This is a genomic window from Bacillus sp. B25(2016b) (assembly GCF_001679765.1).
GTDB lineage: Bacteria > Bacillota > Bacilli > Bacillales > Bacillaceae_G > Bacillus_A > Bacillus_A thuringiensis_K.
Window position 1 is genome coordinate 5062257 of sequence record NZ_CP016285.1, and the last position, 16593, is coordinate 5078849.

Genomic DNA, 16593 nt, shown 5'->3' on the forward strand with positions numbered 1-16593 from the left:
GCGAACTTAAAACGCTTTCAATAATAAATAATCCTATTAAAACATGAACTAGGATTCCTTGATTATAAACGGACTCTAACAATGATACAAGTGTTGGAATACTTTTCAATAATACGCTTTCAATTTCTATAAAAAATTAATAAAATAATACATTCCTCTATCTCATTCTACTACCTTCTAGCATACGATATTGTAAAATCATATCATTTAAAACAGCGAACGTTCTTTTCTAGGTTCGCTAATAAACTTAATAAAAAATGACCTCTTGCTTTTATGCAAAGGTCATTTTTTTATATTCATCATTAAACTTCTAAATAGCCATTTTTATTATTTGATTGCCATTTCCAAGAATCTGCACACATTTCTTCTAATCCGCGTGTTGCCTCCCAGCCTAATTCACGCTTTGCTTTCGATGTATCAGCAAAACATACTGCCACATCACCTGGGCGACGCTCTGTAATTTTATAAGGAACTTTCTTGCCCGAAACTTTTTCAAACGTTTCAACCATCTCTAGTACACTATAGCCCATGCCTGTGCCCAGGTTATAAGCATCTACTCCTGTTGTACTCAGTACTTTCTCAAGCGCCTTTACATGACCATTTGCTAAGTCCACAACATGGATGTAATCACGGACTCCTGTTCCATCTTTCGTTGGATAGTCATTTCCGAATACGCTTAATTCTTTTAACTTACCTATTGCTACTTGCGTTACATATGGCATTAAGTTATTTGGAATTCCGTTTGGATCTTCTCCGATACGCCCACTTTCGTGTGCACCAAATGGATTGAAATAGCGAAGTAACGCAATACTCCATTCTGTATCTGCAAATGCTACATCACGCATAATTTGCTCAATCATTAATTTCGTTTGACCATATGGATTTGTTGCACTTAATGGAAACTCCTCCGTAATCGGTGACGTTTCTGGGATACCATATACAGTTGCAGATGAACTAAAGATCATCTTCTTTACATTATGTTTCTGCATTACTTCACATAGCACTAACGTGCTTGTAATGTTGTTATGATAATATGTTAATGGAATCGCTACTGACTCCCCTACAGCTTTAAATCCTGCAAAGTGAATAACTGCTTCAATTGCATTTTCTTCAAAAATTGCGTCAAGCGCTTCGCGATTTAAAACATCTTCTTTATAAAACTTAAATTGTTTTCCTGTTATTTCTTTCACTCGATTTATAGATTCTACCGAGCTATTCGAAAGATTATCCACTACTATAACTTCGTAACCGCTATTTAGTAATTCTACACATGTATGACTACCAATATATCCTGCTCCACCTGTTACAAGTATTGCCATAATTATAGTCCTCCATATTTCATTCATTATAAACTTCTCAAAGTATATCACATATTTCTTATCCTATGTTTAACATGCGAACACAGAAACTTACATTTTATCCCATAATAATTTTATAACATATACGATTCTAATCAGGTAATAAAAAAACGCCACATAATAAAAATTATGTGGCGTTTTTTTATTAAATTACGTAACAATATACACTTAGAAAATGCGCAAGACTACCTAATAATACAAAAACATGAAAAATTTCATGATGCCCCATATATTTAAACTCTAACCATTTTGGCTTTGTTCCATAAATAAATCCACCAATTGTATAAAAAATGCCCCCAAGTACTAAGAAAATAATGCCTCCTGTACTTAAATTCTCAGCTAACGGTGCAAAAAATAAAACAATTAACCAACCCATCGTAATATAAATTGCTGTCGATAACCATCTTGGACAATTAAACCAAAACATTTTAAATACAATGCCACAAATCGCAGTTGCATAGACTAAACAAAATAATAGTAAACCACTTGCTGAATTTAATGTAATTAAGCAAAAGGGTGCATATGTACCTGCAATTAATATAAAAATCATAGAATGATCTAACTTCCTAAAGAAGTAAATAACACGCTCATTGGCCACAACACTATGATATACAGCTGACGCCGTATAAAGGACCATCATTCCAATACCAAATAAAATAACAGCTGTAATTGCAGCAAATGATGGCATCTTGATAGAAACTTTCACAAGCATAGCTAATAAGGCAATAAATGATAATATCGCTCCACCTAAGTGAGTAAATGCATTAACTGGTTCCCTTACATAAGCATTCATAATAACACCCCTCATATAATTACATGTAGTTTTGATAACTACATGTAATTATATACACATTTCTTTTTAAGGTCAACATTTACAATTCATTTGTTTCGTAATACCATATTTAAAGATATATTAATTAGACATTAAGTTCCGCTAAGTTATAAAAGTGAGGGATTCTACGTGGAAAATATAAATGAATTACTTGAGACATTGCATTTAGAAAAAAATATTAAACTTGAGGATATTCCAAATGTTGACTTATATGTAGATCAAGTTGTCCAACTATTTGAGAATACTTATGCAGATACAACGAGAACTGATGATGAAAAAGTATTAACAAAAACGATGATTAATAATTACGCAAAAGGGAAACTATTCATCCCTATCAAAAATAAAAAGTATTCAAAAGAACATATGATTTTAATTAGCCTAATTTATCAATTAAAGGGAGCTCTCTCCATTAACGACATAAAAAGTTCATTAGAAACTATAAATGACTCCTTATTAAATGATGATTCATTCGAATTAAATACGTTATACAAAAATTATCTTGCTCTTACTGAAAGCAATGTCGAAAGCTTTAAACAAGACGTAAATAACCGTGTTACAGAAGTAAATGAGATTTCTTCCTTAGAAGATACAAAGCTAGAAAAATTTCTACTACTAACATCCTTCGTGACTATGAGTAATATGTATAGACGTTTAGCGGAGCAACTAGTGGATAATTTAAAAGAATCATAAATAAAAAACTATCCACCTATTAAAGTGGATAGTTTTTTATTTACTTAATTGCTTCATGAACTTTTAGTTGTTTCCCTTTAATCGTTGTAGTCTTCATGACTTTCAAGACAAGTGGTCCTTTTCCATTTAATATTTCAACGTAAGAAACGTTATCTTGTATCGTAATAATACCTATATCTTCTGCTGTAACACCTTTAATTTTAGCAATTGTACCGACGAAATCTATCGCCCTAATTTTCTTTTTCTTCCCGCCATTAAAGTACAGCTTCATAATGCCTTTGTTGATGTCTGCATTTTTATCTTTCTTTATAATTGGTTTAGCATGTATCTTTTCTTCAAATGCAGCTTTCTCTTTCATAACTTCTTCTTTTGAGGGTCCAATCGCCTTTGGAATTTCAAATCCAATATACTCCTCAATCTCTTCTAAAAATCTATTTTCATATGGTGTTATAAATGTAATAGCTTTTCCACTATTTCCAGCTCGTCCCGTTCTTCCGGTACGATGTACATAGCTTTCTTTTTCAAGTGGAATATCATAATTAATAACATGTGTAATATTATCAATATCTATTCCTCTCGCAGCTACATCTGTTGCTACTAAATAACGGAATTTTCCTTTTCTAAAATCATCCATGACTTCAAAACGATCTTCTTGTACCATACCACCATGTATTTTGTCACAAGGATAGTTAGCTCGTTTTAATTGTCTATATACATGATCTACATTTTCTTGTGTACGACAGAAAATAATACAGCTATCAGGATTCTCAATCGTTGTTACATCTTTAAGTAGTGAAAGCTTCTCATCTTCTATCACCTCAAAAAGAGTATGTTCAATTTTATCCGTCGTAATCCCAGCTGCTTTAATTTCAATATGAGTTGGTGAATTCATATATGTACGAGACAATTTCTCAACATCTTCTGGAAGTGTTGCTGAAAATAACATTGTCATTCTTTTTGTAGGTAATTCATCAATAATTGCCTCTACTTGATCGATAAAGCCCATATTTAGCATCTCATCTGCTTCATCAATAACTAAATACTTCAAGCACTCTAAAGAAAGGGTACCCTTCTCAATATGATCCAACACACGACCAGGAGTCCCAACTACAATATGTGTCTTTTGCTTTAATTCTAATTTTTGACGTGCAAATGGAGATTTCCCATAAACTGCCGCAGCCTTAATCCTTTTGAATCGACCTATATTTGTAATATCTTCTTTTACCTGTACTGCAAGCTCTCTCGTTGGTGCTAAAACTAATGCTTGTGGTTTATTCTCTTCCCACTCCACCATTTCACAAAGTGGAATACCAAATGAAGCGGTTTTTCCACTTCCAGTCTGGGACTTCACAACAAGATCCTTCTTTTGTAATGCAACTGGAATAACCTCTCCTTGTACTTCTGTTGGATGATCATATCCTAACCCAGTAAGTGCCCTTACAATTTCCTTACTTAATTTATAATTAGAAAAACTTTTTTTACCCATATATTAACCTCATTTTATTCTGTATTATTTTCTTTTTTATCTTTTGTATACGTTACTATCACCCTACTTATTATACTTGAAACCTCACATAAAAGGTGAATCATGCCAGATTCATCTTTTTATATAGAAATAAACCTTTTCATTTCATATATTGTTCAACTACTTGATAACATCTTTTGCTCGTATTGTTAGCATTAACCTTTTCATAGTATCCTATATCCACTCAAAAAAATAAAAAGAATACATACAACCTTGTATAATTATCTTAATTTTTCAACTTTTTTCATAAACGAACAATACAAACGAAAAAACGTTTTAAATTCGTTTTTAACGTTGTTTTCCAGATATAAAATCTACTTTTTCAAAAAATGTTAAGAAATCCTTTGACTTGTTAATAAAAATAATGTAAATTATCCTATGGACGAACATTTTTAATTAATAAAAATAAAATATTCGTATTTTAGGGGTGTAAATGATGGAAAACGTATTCGACTATGAAGATATTCAATTAATTCCTGCAAAATGTATTGTAAATAGCCGCTCTGAATGTGATACAACTGTCACTTTAGGAAAACATAAATTTAAATTACCTGTCGTGCCTGCAAATATGCAAACGATTATTGATGAAAGAATTGCAACTTATTTAGCTGAGAACAACTACTTTTATATCATGCATCGTTTCCAACCAGAGAAACGAATCTCATTCATTAGAGATATGCAATCACGTGGGTTAATCGCTTCTATCAGCGTTGGTGTAAAAGAGGACGAATATGAATTCGTACAACAATTAGCTGCTGAGCAACTTACACCTGAATATATCACGATTGATATCGCACACGGTCATTCTAATGCTGTGATCAACATGATTCAACATATTAAAAAACATTTACCAGAGAGCTTCGTTATCGCTGGAAACGTTGGAACTCCAGAAGCGGTAAGAGAATTAGAAAATGCTGGTGCCGATGCAACAAAAGTTGGTATTGGACCTGGTAAAGTTTGTATTACTAAAATTAAAACAGGCTTCGGAACTGGTGGTTGGCAGCTAGCTGCACTTCGCTGGTGTGCAAAAGCTGCAAGTAAGCCAATTATCGCTGATGGTGGTATTCGTACACACGGCGACGTAGCTAAATCTATTCGCTTTGGGGCAACTATGGTCATGATCGGTTCTCTATTCGCTGGTCACGAAGAGTCTCCGGGAGAAACAATTGAAAGAGATGGAAAACTTTATAAAGAATACTTCGGTTCTGCTTCTGAATTCCAAAAGGGTGAGAAGAAAAACGTTGAAGGTAAGAAAATGTTCGTTGAGCATAAAGGTTCTTTAGAAGATACGTTAATCGAAATGGAACAAGATCTTCAATCTTCTATCTCTTACGCTGGTGGAACAAAATTAGATGCTATTCGTACTGTAGATTATGTTGTCGTGAAAAACTCGATTTTCAATGGTGACAAAGTATATTAATTCTTAAATTAACTCGAAGGACAAGCATTTTCATGCTTGTCCTTCTTTTTTGTATATAAAAATGAAAAATATTTTAATTTAACCGAATTTTCTATCATTATATTTTTAGATAGTCTTAATAAGGAGGATATACGACTTGAAAAATGTAATAGAAAATCGTCTTAATCGCGCAGAGGTACCTGCTGAACTAACATGGAATTTATCCGATTTGTATAATTCTGATGCCGAATGGCATACTGCATTAAACGCATTGGAAAATGATATACAGAAACTTGATTCATTTAAAGGGCATTTACATACTAGCTCCCACACTTTATTAAATTGCCTACTTTTAGAAGAAGAGCTTTTAATGACGTTAACAAAACTGTACTCATATGCAAATTTAAAAGAATCTACTGATCGTACAAATCCAAGTATTCAAGCGAACTCTTCCAAAATTTCTGCTTTATGGACGAAAGTACATACTGCACTATCCTTTATTCATAATGAAATCCTCATATTCGGCGAAGGAACAATTGAAAAATATTTAACTGAAGAAACAAAACTTGAACCTTTCCTTAAATCGTTACTAGAAATACTACAAAAAAGGCAGCACACACTGCATCTACTGCAGTAGCTCAAATGATTAAAGAGGAAGGACAACCTGCTATTGATCGCTGGTGGTACAATGAAACATGCCGGAGTAGATATGTCAAAACCAGATGCAATCCGTAAAGCTGTTTCTTACGTTGGTTCATTACTTGATAAATTAGAGCATTCTTATCAAGTATAAAAAATAAGCCCTCGCTTTATGAGGGCTTATTTCATATTTACTTCCCAAACCGTTTGCGATATCCACATTTCCTGCAAAGTTCTTCAACCGCAACTCTTTTCGAAAATCCATCGACAATGTTTGTTGCTCTTTCACCTTCGATAATGTTAGAAAATGAATCATTATTAATATTCCCAAGGTTAATAATCCCTTCACCATCTAAACAACAAGGAATAACTGTTCCATTCGCTAAAATACCCGCTTGATTACGAAGTCCATGACAGAATCCTTTCCCATCATCCTCTTCTTCATGTAATGCTGGCCACTGGAATTCATAGTCTTGATTAATAAAGACACGTTCTGCAATTTTTATACCTTTTCCTGGTGTAAGCTTCTCTTCAATTTGATAAGATAGATCAAATTCATTTTCAATTATAGATAATAACTCTCTATTTTTCTGGATTTCAGCATTTGTTTTATTATCCTGAGTTAAATTCCATAACCTTAACGATACAATTAAATCTGATTGACTTGTCGCTTCCCTAATGAAGGAAAGTATACTCCTTACATAGCCCTCTTTATCTTGCGAACCTGGATGTCCATCAAAACTATGCAGTGAAAAATTCATTTGTCTTAACGCAGGTTTATTTAACAGCCTATGTCTTCTCTTATTAATTAACGTTCCGTTCGTTGTAATATTAACTTTAAACCCTTTTTCATGACTTAAGTCTAATAGTTGATCTATTTTCGGGTGGAGCAACGGCTCACCCTTCACGTGCAAATAAATGTAGTCTGTGTGAGGTTTAATTTGGTCTAATCTTTTAGCAAAATCCTCCACAGAAATGAATTGCTTCTGCCTTTCCGTCGGCGGACAAAAGCTACACGCAAGATTACATACACTCGTAATCTCCAAGTAAAACTTCTTAAACTTCTTCACCTTTAATTCCTCACTTCTCTAACTACTTATACTTTTTCCTCTTCATATTACAGCATATTTTTATGGAAATAGAAACATACTTATTTTAGGAAATCTACATACCATCTAATAATATTTAAAAGACCATCGGTAATTTTTGTCCAATGGTCTTTTTATCCTTTTATATGCAAAGAATAAATTTATTTATGATACGGTTCATCATAACTATTCTAAATAAGCTTATTTTTTATTATTTTTATAATCAAATTTAACAAAAAAAGTAGTGCCTTCCGATCCTGTTTGAATTTCTACTTTTGCATTATGGCGAGCAGCAATGGCATAACATATACCTAACCCCAATCCAGTTCCATTCTCTTTGGTCGTGTAAAATGGCGTACCCAATTTCTCTAATACTTCAGGCCTGATACCTTTTCCTTGATCCCGCACTGCAAGCACCACACAATTTTGACCTTCTTTGTAAGTGCTAATGGTTAGAACTTTCCCTGTACTCATCGCTTCTAAACCATTACGATATAGATTCATTAATAATTGCCTTATCTCATTACGATTTAAAAGTAATTCCGGAATGTCATTTGTATCGACTTGAATATATTTATTTTGATTATGCGTATCAACCTTTATTAAAGGAATAATATCGCGGATAATTGAATTTAAATCTAACATCTGCAAATCTAATTTCCTTGTATTACCCATTGAGAGAAATTCAGTAATAATAGAATTGGCACGGTTAAGTTCTTCAATCATTAAATGAAAGTACTTATTATGTTTCTCATAGATATTCTCTTCTTTTAATAACTGTAAGAATCCTAGTACTGTTGTCATTGGATTTCTAATTTCATGGCTGATACCTGCTGCCATTTGCCCTATTAAATCTATGTTGGATAATCTTTTCAATTCCTGTTCATATTTCTTTTTTTCCGTTATGTTTTTAAAAATACAACAAATACCATCATCATATGGGTATGCAATAACTTCGTGCCAATATTCATCTGCAGTAGAAAGAAATTCGAAATGAACTGTAGTTCGCTCTGACATCGCACGATGAAATTCCTCATACATAATTGTGTCGATTTCACTCGGGAAAACATCCCATATATTCTTTCCTAATACATCTTTTGCTGTTTTTCTTTGCGGAAAATATTGGTGCTTATTTACGTACGTAAATTCCCATTTATTATTTAAAATAAAAAATCCATCCGTAATGCATTCAATCACACTTGTAACTTTTTCATTAGCAGCAGCTAACTCTCTCGTTCGCTCTTCCACTATGCTTTCTAGTTGATCCATATATAACAAATTCGAAAACGTAGGGGCTGTGGCATCAACGATAGATTTTGCTAGTTGAAGTTGAGAATGATCATAATTGTGAACTTTTCCTTCTTTGCCAACGACGATTACCCCTAATACTTCTCCCATTGAAACCAATGGAATCATCAATAGACCCTTACTATCTATATTTTTTGTTTGAATAACCTCTTGGATCTTGGCTTCATAGCTTTTCTCTGTCCAATCCGCTTCTGTCCAATCACAGCCCTTACTTAATTTCGTTGTTTTGATTGTTGTTTTGTCTAGCGGATCTAGAAGATGGGCAGTCATATTTTTACTTTCTAAAATCTGTTCTAAGTAAAAAAAGCATTTATCAAAACTCTCCTGTATCGAGGAACACATTGATAAATCACGTGTAACATTTAATAATAGCTGCTTCTCAGCAATAAGGCTTTCCTTTTGTTTTAAATTATTTGCGTTTTGGATTGCAACCGCAGCCATATTTACATAAGCTTCAACACTTTGAATTTCTGAATCTGTTAAGTTCATCGGAATTCCATAATCAAATAAAAAAACCAGACCAAATAACTCTTGCCCAAATGAGATAGGCAGAGCTAATAAGGACTTAATTTTGAATGCATCAACCGGTCTCGGATCCGGTCGATGATCCTTTGAGGTATCAGGAATATAGATGGTTTTTTTCGTTTTAATAACTTCTTTTGCCAGTAAGTCTATTTCAGGATCAATTACTTGAGTATCAAGCGTTACGCCGTTTATAGTCTCTGGTTTTCCTGCAAACCCTCTAAATGTTCCATCTTCCTGGGGTAAATAAATTCCAACAGCATCGCACCTAACAATTTCCTCTGATATTGCCATTGTCACACGCTGCAATACTTCACGTAGTTCTAATTTTGTATTTATTATTTTTGTTATATTTGCGAGCCTAGAATATCTCGTCTGATCACTTACCATTCACATAGCCTCCAGTTATAGGCATAATAAAATAAATATGATAATATCAGTGTTTTACATAAATACATTACTTATGATACGGTTCCCCACGATTAATCCGAAACGCTCTATACACTTGCTCAAGCAACACTAATCGCATTAATTGGTGTGGTAATGTCATCTTTGAAAAAGAAAGTGATTCATTTGAACGCTTCATCACTTCTGAGCTTAGTCCAAGTGAGCCACCAATTACAAATGCGACTTTACTCTTTCCGTATGTAGCAAGGCGATCTAGACTTACCGCAAATTCTTCTGATGACTTTTGCTTTCCTTCTATAGCTAATGCAATCACATGCGTGTCATCAGAAATTTTATCCAGTATACGTATACCTTCTTTTTCTTTTACAATTAACATTTCTGCTTCACTTAAATTTTCTGGCGCCTTTTCATCAGGCAATTCAATTACTTCTACTTTTGCGTATGCAGATAATCGTTTTAAGTATTCTGCTATACCTTGTTTTAAATATTTTTCTTTTAATTTCCCAATTGAAATAATCGAGATATTCACACGCATCCTCCACCTTACAAACATGTTATCCACAAAACTTATCCACATATCCACAAATACTACCCACATATTGTGTAAGAATCTGTGTTCGATACAACATATGTCGCCTCATTTTGACAAAATTCACATGTTTTTTTCTCTTTTTCTGAGTTATCCACATTGTTGATAACTGGCGCAACTTCACACTCATCCACAATAATATCTAACGCTAATTCAACATGTTCTAAACAACAAGGTAAATTCATTTTCTTCGCCTCACTTTTCTACAATAGAAAACAGGAGGTAGGCCCTCCTGTTTTTAATACTTTTGAATGCCTAATTTTACTGTTGTTGTTACTCTTTTTGTACCACGATAAAACGTAAGAGTCATTTTATCATTAATTTCCTTATCATATAAGGCCGTACGGAATCCAATAATATCGCGAATCGGTTTTCCATCTACCGCCACAATAACATCATGTTCTCTTAAACCAGCATCCGCACCTGGCGAAGGACTTTTCACATCCAAAATACAAACTCCCTCTGTTACAGTACCTGGTAAATGTAATGTTTTTGACCAATAATAGTTTGGAATTTCATTTAATGACCTAAGTTCAATCCCAACATACGGTCTTCTTACTTTTCCATACTTCTCAAGTTCATTCATAATCGGAACAGCTCTATTCACCGGAATAGCAAGGCCAATTCCTTCTACTTCTTTTGCAGCAATTTTCATTGAATTAATACCAATTAATTGTCCTGCTGCATTTACAAGTGCACCGCCACTATTACCCGGATTAATCGCTGCGTCTGTTTGTAACACTTCTACTTGCCAATCATAATGTCCATCTTGATCTAAATCTACAGGGACAATACGTTCATTAGCTGAAATAATACCTTGTGTAACTGTTCCAGAAAATTGCAGCCCAAGTGGGTTTCCAATCGCAATGACTGGCTCTCCTCTACGAACAGTATTAGAATCGCCAATTTCAATTATTTTTTTCACATGCTTTGCATCTATTTCTAATACTGCTAAGTCTGTGACTACATCGGTTCCTAATACTTTTCCAGGAACCTTCTTACCGTCACTTAGACTTACTTCAATACGATTCGCTCCAGCTACAACATGATTATTCGTTACAATATAAGCTTGACCATCTGTCTTTTTATAAATTACTCCTGATCCTGTACCGGCCTCTGAATCTGCCTCTGAAAAGTTATCTCGTTGAATGTTAATAACACCCACAACAGCTTCAGATGCACGATCAACAGCATCTACAAAGCTAATCTGTTTAATCCCTTGAGCTTCCGCCATATTACTTCCGCTTGCTTCAGCTTGCGGAAGCGTATCAGCAGAATTTGAAAATAAAGGCGCTCCAAACGCAAATAAAGAAGCTCCTACAATTGTTCCCGCTATACTAGAAAGAACTATACCTTTGTGCTTCTTTTTTCCTGCACGTTTCATACGATAATTTTCTTCATCAATAAAGGACATATTTGTTCACCTATCTTCCTGAAAACAACTATATTCACCTTTATTGTTTACTAAAATGAAGAATTATACGTATTGAATTTTTGTAGGCATTTTTGGATCTGTATCGTGAATTTCAAAGGATTCACCCACTCCAAATCCTTTTTCCTCTAATACTTGTGATACTGACATACGCGCTAGTTCTTTCATGTTATTATCTAAGCTTAAATGGGCTAAATAAATATGCTTTGTCTCATCTGTAATTACATCTGCCATCGCTAATGCAGCATCCTCATTACAAACATGCCCAACGTCACTTAAAATACGTCGTTTAATGCTCCATGGATAACGTCCCATACGAAGCATTTCTACGTCATGATTACTTTCAAATACGAAAGCATTAGCTCCCTTAATAACGCCCTTCATACGGTCGCTTACGTATCCCGTATCTGTAATAAGTGCTAATTTTCTATTATTGTTATGGAAAGCATAAAACATCGGTTCTGCTGCATCATGAGAAACTCCAAATGACTCGACTTCAATATCACCAAATGTTTTCACATCCCCAACTGAGAAAATGAACTTTTGCTCAGTTGGGATATTTCCTATTAAATGTTCCATTGCATTCCATGTTTTCTCATTCGCATAAACAGGTAGATCATATTTACGTGCCAATACACCTAATCCTTTAATATGATCACTATGCTCATGCGTTACAAGAATACCTGATACATCATTTATATTCAGTTCTGCCTGTTTAAATAAAGCCTCTGTTGCCTTACCACTTAAACCTGCGTCGACTAGTAATTTTTTTTCATCGGTTCCTACGTATAGCATATTTCCTGTACTTCCACTTGCAAGTACGCTAAAATGCAACCCCATTCTTTCTCACTCCAGTATGTTCATCCACCACTTGATTTTCCTTTTCCCCTAATTCCATAACTTGTCCTTCAATTGCATTCACAAAGAAGTCCTGCTTCTGCTCCGTTTTTAAATTCCACGTTGGAGCAAGTACTTGGTTATTAGAAGTAGATGCGGTAAGAGTGGCATAACCAATTTGTGCTTCTTTAACATGCGTATTTCCATGAATTTTATTTTTTAAATACAAATTTTCTAAAGCTGTTTGAGCCGTAATAATTTCTTGGTCTTTCGTTTTTTCACCTTCGCCCATTTCTTTTAAATCAGTTAGCATTGTCTGCGTATATGAAACAAGTTCATTTTTTTCATTTAATTCCACAACAATCATCGCCTGATTATTATAGAAAATAGGCTTATCTTTATATTTTTGAAAGAAATAAATTTTAGAGTCTTTCACCGCTCCAAATTCATACTTTTGTCCATCTAATACATAGTTCTTCAAAAATTCATTATACTTATCTTTTGATAATGATTTCGTATTTAAAAAAGGCTCTTTTAGCTTACTTTCTATCTTATACATATTTTGTATATGCACCGTTTGATTTTTCAAAGACTGTATATCTTCTTCTTTAAAGGCTTTATTTTCCGCTCTAATAAACGACTCTTTTTTCGGTTCTTTAGGGATATTCCCCATAGTAATTTTGTTTGCTTTTAATTCTTGATCTATCTTTGTTTCTGCAATAAGCTCCAATTGATTACTATCTTGCTTTTGAATGAATTGAAAAATGAGAAAGAGGTCCAAAACAAAAAAGGTCACAATAAATATGGTTTTAATCCGATCCCAATCCATTTAGTCCTCCCTCACTCCACTCATAGATTTTCTGTTTACCTGTTTCACCTTCAACAAGCTTTACATACCAAATTGGTTGTAGTCGAACTACTTGCCCATCTAGTGATAACTTGTATCCAATGCCAATATCCTTAATTACTTGTTTCTTTATCTCTGGATTATTTTCTAGGGATGCTATTACAACATGCCCTGACGGAAGAGTAACCTTCTGTTCTATACCTTTAGTATTTAAAGACAGCAGCGGTCTTTCATATTCCATTACTTCTTCTGATCCCCATATTTGTCTCAATTCAGCTAATCCATCTTCATTGAATACTGAATATCCATCTTCATTTAAACGAAATACTGTCTCTCCTTTATTCATATAGTCCAAACGATATGAATCCAAACTCCCACTGTGACCACTTACGAATTCAAAGCTTTTTTGTAAAAGCATTAAATTATCTATCGTTTTCTCAGTTAAGACAGAAGAGTTTTTATACTTTAGCATGTGACGATCGTTTTCAATTTCCATGGATCTAATACCATCTGTAAATGTTTCTTTCGACATCTCGGTAATCGGACTTAAATAACGAGGATCACTAAACAGAGCATTCTTAAACGTATCAACTGCTAAATTAGATGAAATATATGTTATATTGTTTAACTCTGTCGTTCCATCTGGTAAAAATAACTTTTTCATATCATTGAGTTGATAATCAAAATAAGGCTTTGCTGATACTATAAATTGATTTTGGGCATTTACAATATCTTTTAAATACACACCACTTAGTTTTGCCTCATATATTTTAAAGTTATCACCATCAGAAACAAAGTTAATTTTAATTTCTTGATCCTTACTTCGAGAAGGATCGAGGAGAATACGATTAAAGTGTTTAGGCTTATCTGTACTCTTCTCTTTCATGTTAAACATGGATTTAACTGCATCAAATGGGATGTCGGTAGGGAAAACCAGTTCAACTTTCCCTTCACCATGCACATATGAAAGGAAATCACCCTTAGTGATTGATATCTCTCTAAAACCATGTAGTTCCCCTACTTCCAGAGGCTTATAGATTGATTCTATATCTGCCTCTCTTCTGCTCCCATAATGATTTTTATCTTTATGCACGATGATAGAAGTAGGACGGACAACATCGGAAATTTTAGTTTGGTTCATTCCTTCATTCCCCTGTACAAATTTCGCGTTTTGCATGGATGTAGAATCTGGCACATACGTCCATAGGTTAAAAGTAAGAAATAGGCTAATTACAACTAGGTTAATTAAAACTATTGTTTTAAAGTTTTCCATACTCATTCCCAATCGTCCTCTTCATCTGCTGCCATTGGTAACGTGAAATAAATAGTTGTCCCTTTTCCTTCTTCACTCTTCGCCCAAATAGAGCCACCATGTGCCTCAATCATTTCTTTTGCAATTGCTAATCCAAGTCCCGTACCACCCATTTGTCTTGAACGAGCTTTATCTACGCGATAAAAACGTTCAAAGATTTTATCAACGTTTTCTTTTGGAATACCCATTCCTTGGTCACTTACGCTAATTTCTAATAAATCACCGCGATCACGTAAACGATATGTTACTGTTCCACCTTCTGGTGAATACTTTAATGCGTTAGAAATAATGTTATACAGCACTTGAGTAATTTTGTCAGTATCCATATCAATAAACCTAGATTTTTTAGAGAAAGATCGTTTGAAACTTACATTTTGCTCTTTAGACATTTCAAAGCGATCAATAACATTATTAAAGAAATCAGTAAAGTCGACCCATTCTTTCATTAAACGGTGCTCTGTACTATCAAGTTTAGATAGCTGTAACAACGCATTTACAAGTCTAATCATTCTTTCTGTTTCTTCTTGTGTAACCGTTAAAAATTGTGGTGCAATATTCGGATCCTGCCACGCTCCATCTGTAAGTGCCTCTAAATAACTGCGCATCGTCGTTAATGGCGTCCTTAATTCATGAGAGACATTCGCCACAAACTCACGGCGTTCCCGTTCTATACGCTCCTGCTCTGTTACATCATATAGTACAGCAATTAAGCCATTTGCCTTCCCTGTTTCTTTTTGAATAACAGAGAAGCTAGCACGTAAAATATATGGTTCGTTTCTCGTACTAAAATCTAATAAAACAGAATCTGGCTCTTCATATAAATGATCGAGCGTAAATTCTTCCTGTATCCCTAATACCTCTAAAACAGATTGATCGAGCGCTGTTTCACGAGAAACATTTAACATCTTTTCCGCAGGGTCATTTAGTAAAATAATATCCCCTTTTCGGTCAGTAGCAATTACTCCATCTGTCATATGTGATAAAACAGATGATAATTTACGCCTTTCACTTTCCGTAGAAGAACGAGCTTGTTGTAATTTTTTTGATAAATTATTGAAGGATAATGCCAGTTGTCCAATTTCATCATGGCTATGCACTTTTACTTTTCTCGAATAATTTCCTTTTGCCATTTCGATTGCTTGTCTCCGCATATCTGAAATTGGTCTTGTAATTGTTTGAGCCAATAAAATTCCAAGTACGGCCGTTACTAATAAAGCAATTACTGTTCCAGTAGCAAAAATTTGGTTTATATCCTTCATTTGTTTATATACATCTTCCATAGATGCCACAATGTAAATAACACCAAGCGCATCCTTACCGTTATCATCTAGAATCGGAGTAAGCATAACTTGAACACGATGACCTGTACTACCATCCTTCTCAATTTTCACTTCCGGCTTTTTTTGTACTAACACTCGCTGAACAGCTATATCAGTTGATGTTCGATTCACCTTATTCTGCTTTGATTCATCTGAAATAGCCAGTAACTTTCTATGCGAATCAAATACGCTTACCTCTTGTATAACTTTCTTCTGATCAGAGGCAAATTTTCGAATTGAAGTTTTAATCGTTTCATCTGTTGACTCTGTTTCTGCTTTTGTATAACTTTTTTTAAACTCTTGCTTCAAATTATATGATAATAAGTTTGTTTGCTGCGTTAAAGAATCCCTAAAACCTTGTACTAGGCTCTTCTCTAATTCCCTTACGAAATACACTCCAATAACTTGCATCGCTATTAATATTAATAGCATATATATAAGCACAAATTTTAAATGAATAGATTGAAAAAAACCAACTTTCTTCATAT

Annotated in this window: 15 protein-coding genes and 1 pseudogene; 4 read left to right on the plus strand and 12 right to left on the minus strand. The window is 34.0% G+C overall.

The genetic code is table 11. The features are described 5' to 3' along the window. Window positions 1-302: 302 nt before the first annotated feature. Both galE and trhA read right to left on the minus strand, forming a co-directional pair. Window positions 303-1319 (minus strand): UDP-glucose 4-epimerase GalE, encoded by a 1017-nt coding sequence (gene galE / locus BAQ53_RS25870; RefSeq protein WP_208906410.1) that lies wholly within the window; start codon window positions 1317-1319, stop codon window positions 303-305. Window positions 1320-1503: 184 nt separating this feature from the next. After that, a complete protein-coding gene (trhA, locus tag BAQ53_RS25875; protein WP_000995363.1) occupies window positions 1504-2151 on the minus strand; it encodes a PAQR family membrane homeostasis protein TrhA in 648 nt (215 codons plus the stop codon). Window positions 2152-2319: 168 nt separating this feature from the next. On the opposite strand from trhA, the gene BAQ53_RS25880 reads away from it, so the two are divergent. Beyond that, window positions 2320-2880, plus strand: coding sequence for a DUF1836 domain-containing protein (locus BAQ53_RS25880; protein WP_000427881.1), 561 nt, complete (start codon window positions 2320-2322; stop codon window positions 2878-2880). Between the two features lie 40 nt (window positions 2881-2920). Here BAQ53_RS25880 and BAQ53_RS25885 read toward each other — a convergent pair whose 3' ends face one another. Next, window positions 2921-4366 carry a DEAD/DEAH box helicase gene (locus tag BAQ53_RS25885; RefSeq protein WP_000516872.1) on the minus strand — a complete coding sequence of 482 codons (1446 nt, stop codon included), beginning with the start codon at window positions 4364-4366 and terminating at the stop codon, window positions 2921-2923. 475 nt (window positions 4367-4841) lie between these two features. Here BAQ53_RS25885 and guaC point away from each other — a divergent pair, with 475 nt between their 5' ends. From guaC to BAQ53_RS25900, 3 genes and pseudogenes are all read left to right on the plus strand, one after another. Beyond that, window positions 4842-5825: a GMP reductase gene (gene guaC / locus BAQ53_RS25890; RefSeq protein WP_000432447.1), complete on the plus strand. Its 984-nt coding sequence runs from the start codon at window positions 4842-4844 to the stop codon at window positions 5823-5825. 136 nt (window positions 5826-5961) lie between these two features. Continuing rightward, window positions 5962-6426, plus strand: a pseudogene (locus BAQ53_RS25895) (oligoendopeptidase F); the annotation flags it as partial. A 66-nt stretch (window positions 6427-6492) separates the two neighbouring features. Further along, a complete protein-coding gene (locus tag BAQ53_RS25900) occupies window positions 6493-6597 on the plus strand; it encodes an oligoendopeptidase F (RefSeq protein ID WP_230876865.1) in 105 nt (34 codons plus the stop codon). Between the two features lie 37 nt (window positions 6598-6634). On the opposite strand, the gene BAQ53_RS25905 is transcribed toward BAQ53_RS25900, so the two are convergent. From BAQ53_RS25905 to walK, 9 genes are all read right to left on the minus strand, one after another. After that, the gene (locus tag BAQ53_RS25905) at window positions 6635-7513 is read right to left on the minus strand and encodes a radical SAM/SPASM domain-containing protein (protein ID WP_000713633.1); all 879 of its coding nucleotides are present in this window, start codon (window positions 7511-7513) and stop codon (window positions 6635-6637) included. A gap of 219 nt (window positions 7514-7732) precedes the next feature. After that, complete coding sequence (locus tag BAQ53_RS25910) at window positions 7733-9751, minus strand: GAF domain-containing sensor histidine kinase (protein WP_000253123.1); 2019 nt, start codon at window positions 9749-9751, stop codon at window positions 7733-7735. A 67-nt stretch (window positions 9752-9818) separates the two neighbouring features. Continuing rightward, window positions 9819-10298 carry a 23S rRNA (pseudouridine(1915)-N(3))-methyltransferase RlmH gene (rlmH, locus tag BAQ53_RS25915; protein WP_001027003.1) on the minus strand — a complete coding sequence of 160 codons (480 nt, stop codon included), beginning with the start codon at window positions 10296-10298 and terminating at the stop codon, window positions 9819-9821. A 59-nt stretch (window positions 10299-10357) separates the two neighbouring features. Then, complete coding sequence (locus BAQ53_RS25920) at window positions 10358-10543, minus strand: CxxH/CxxC protein (protein ID WP_208906411.1); 186 nt, start codon at window positions 10541-10543, stop codon at window positions 10358-10360. 53 nt (window positions 10544-10596) lie between these two features. Beyond that, on the minus strand, window positions 10597-11772 hold the full coding sequence (locus BAQ53_RS25925; RefSeq protein ID WP_000008030.1) for a S1C family serine protease: 1176 nt from the start codon (window positions 11770-11772) through the stop codon (window positions 10597-10599). A 63-nt stretch (window positions 11773-11835) separates the two neighbouring features. Then, complete coding sequence (locus BAQ53_RS25930; RefSeq protein ID WP_000522837.1) at window positions 11836-12630, minus strand: MBL fold metallo-hydrolase; 795 nt, start codon at window positions 12628-12630, stop codon at window positions 11836-11838. Further along, on the minus strand, window positions 12614-13456 hold the full coding sequence (locus tag BAQ53_RS25935; protein ID WP_000383738.1) for a two-component system regulatory protein YycI: 843 nt from the start codon (window positions 13454-13456) through the stop codon (window positions 12614-12616). Before BAQ53_RS25935 ends, BAQ53_RS25930 begins: the two co-directional genes overlap by 17 nt. Then, complete coding sequence (locus BAQ53_RS25940; protein WP_000061565.1) at window positions 13437-14753, minus strand: YycH family regulatory protein; 1317 nt, start codon at window positions 14751-14753, stop codon at window positions 13437-13439. Before BAQ53_RS25940 ends, BAQ53_RS25935 begins: the two co-directional genes overlap by 20 nt. Next, window positions 14750-16591 carry a cell wall metabolism sensor histidine kinase WalK gene (walK, locus tag BAQ53_RS25945; RefSeq protein ID WP_000755369.1) on the minus strand — a complete coding sequence of 614 codons (1842 nt, stop codon included), beginning with the start codon at window positions 16589-16591 and terminating at the stop codon, window positions 14750-14752. The genes BAQ53_RS25940 and walK overlap by 4 nt, the downstream gene beginning before the upstream one ends. Window positions 16592-16593: the final 2 nt, after the last annotated feature.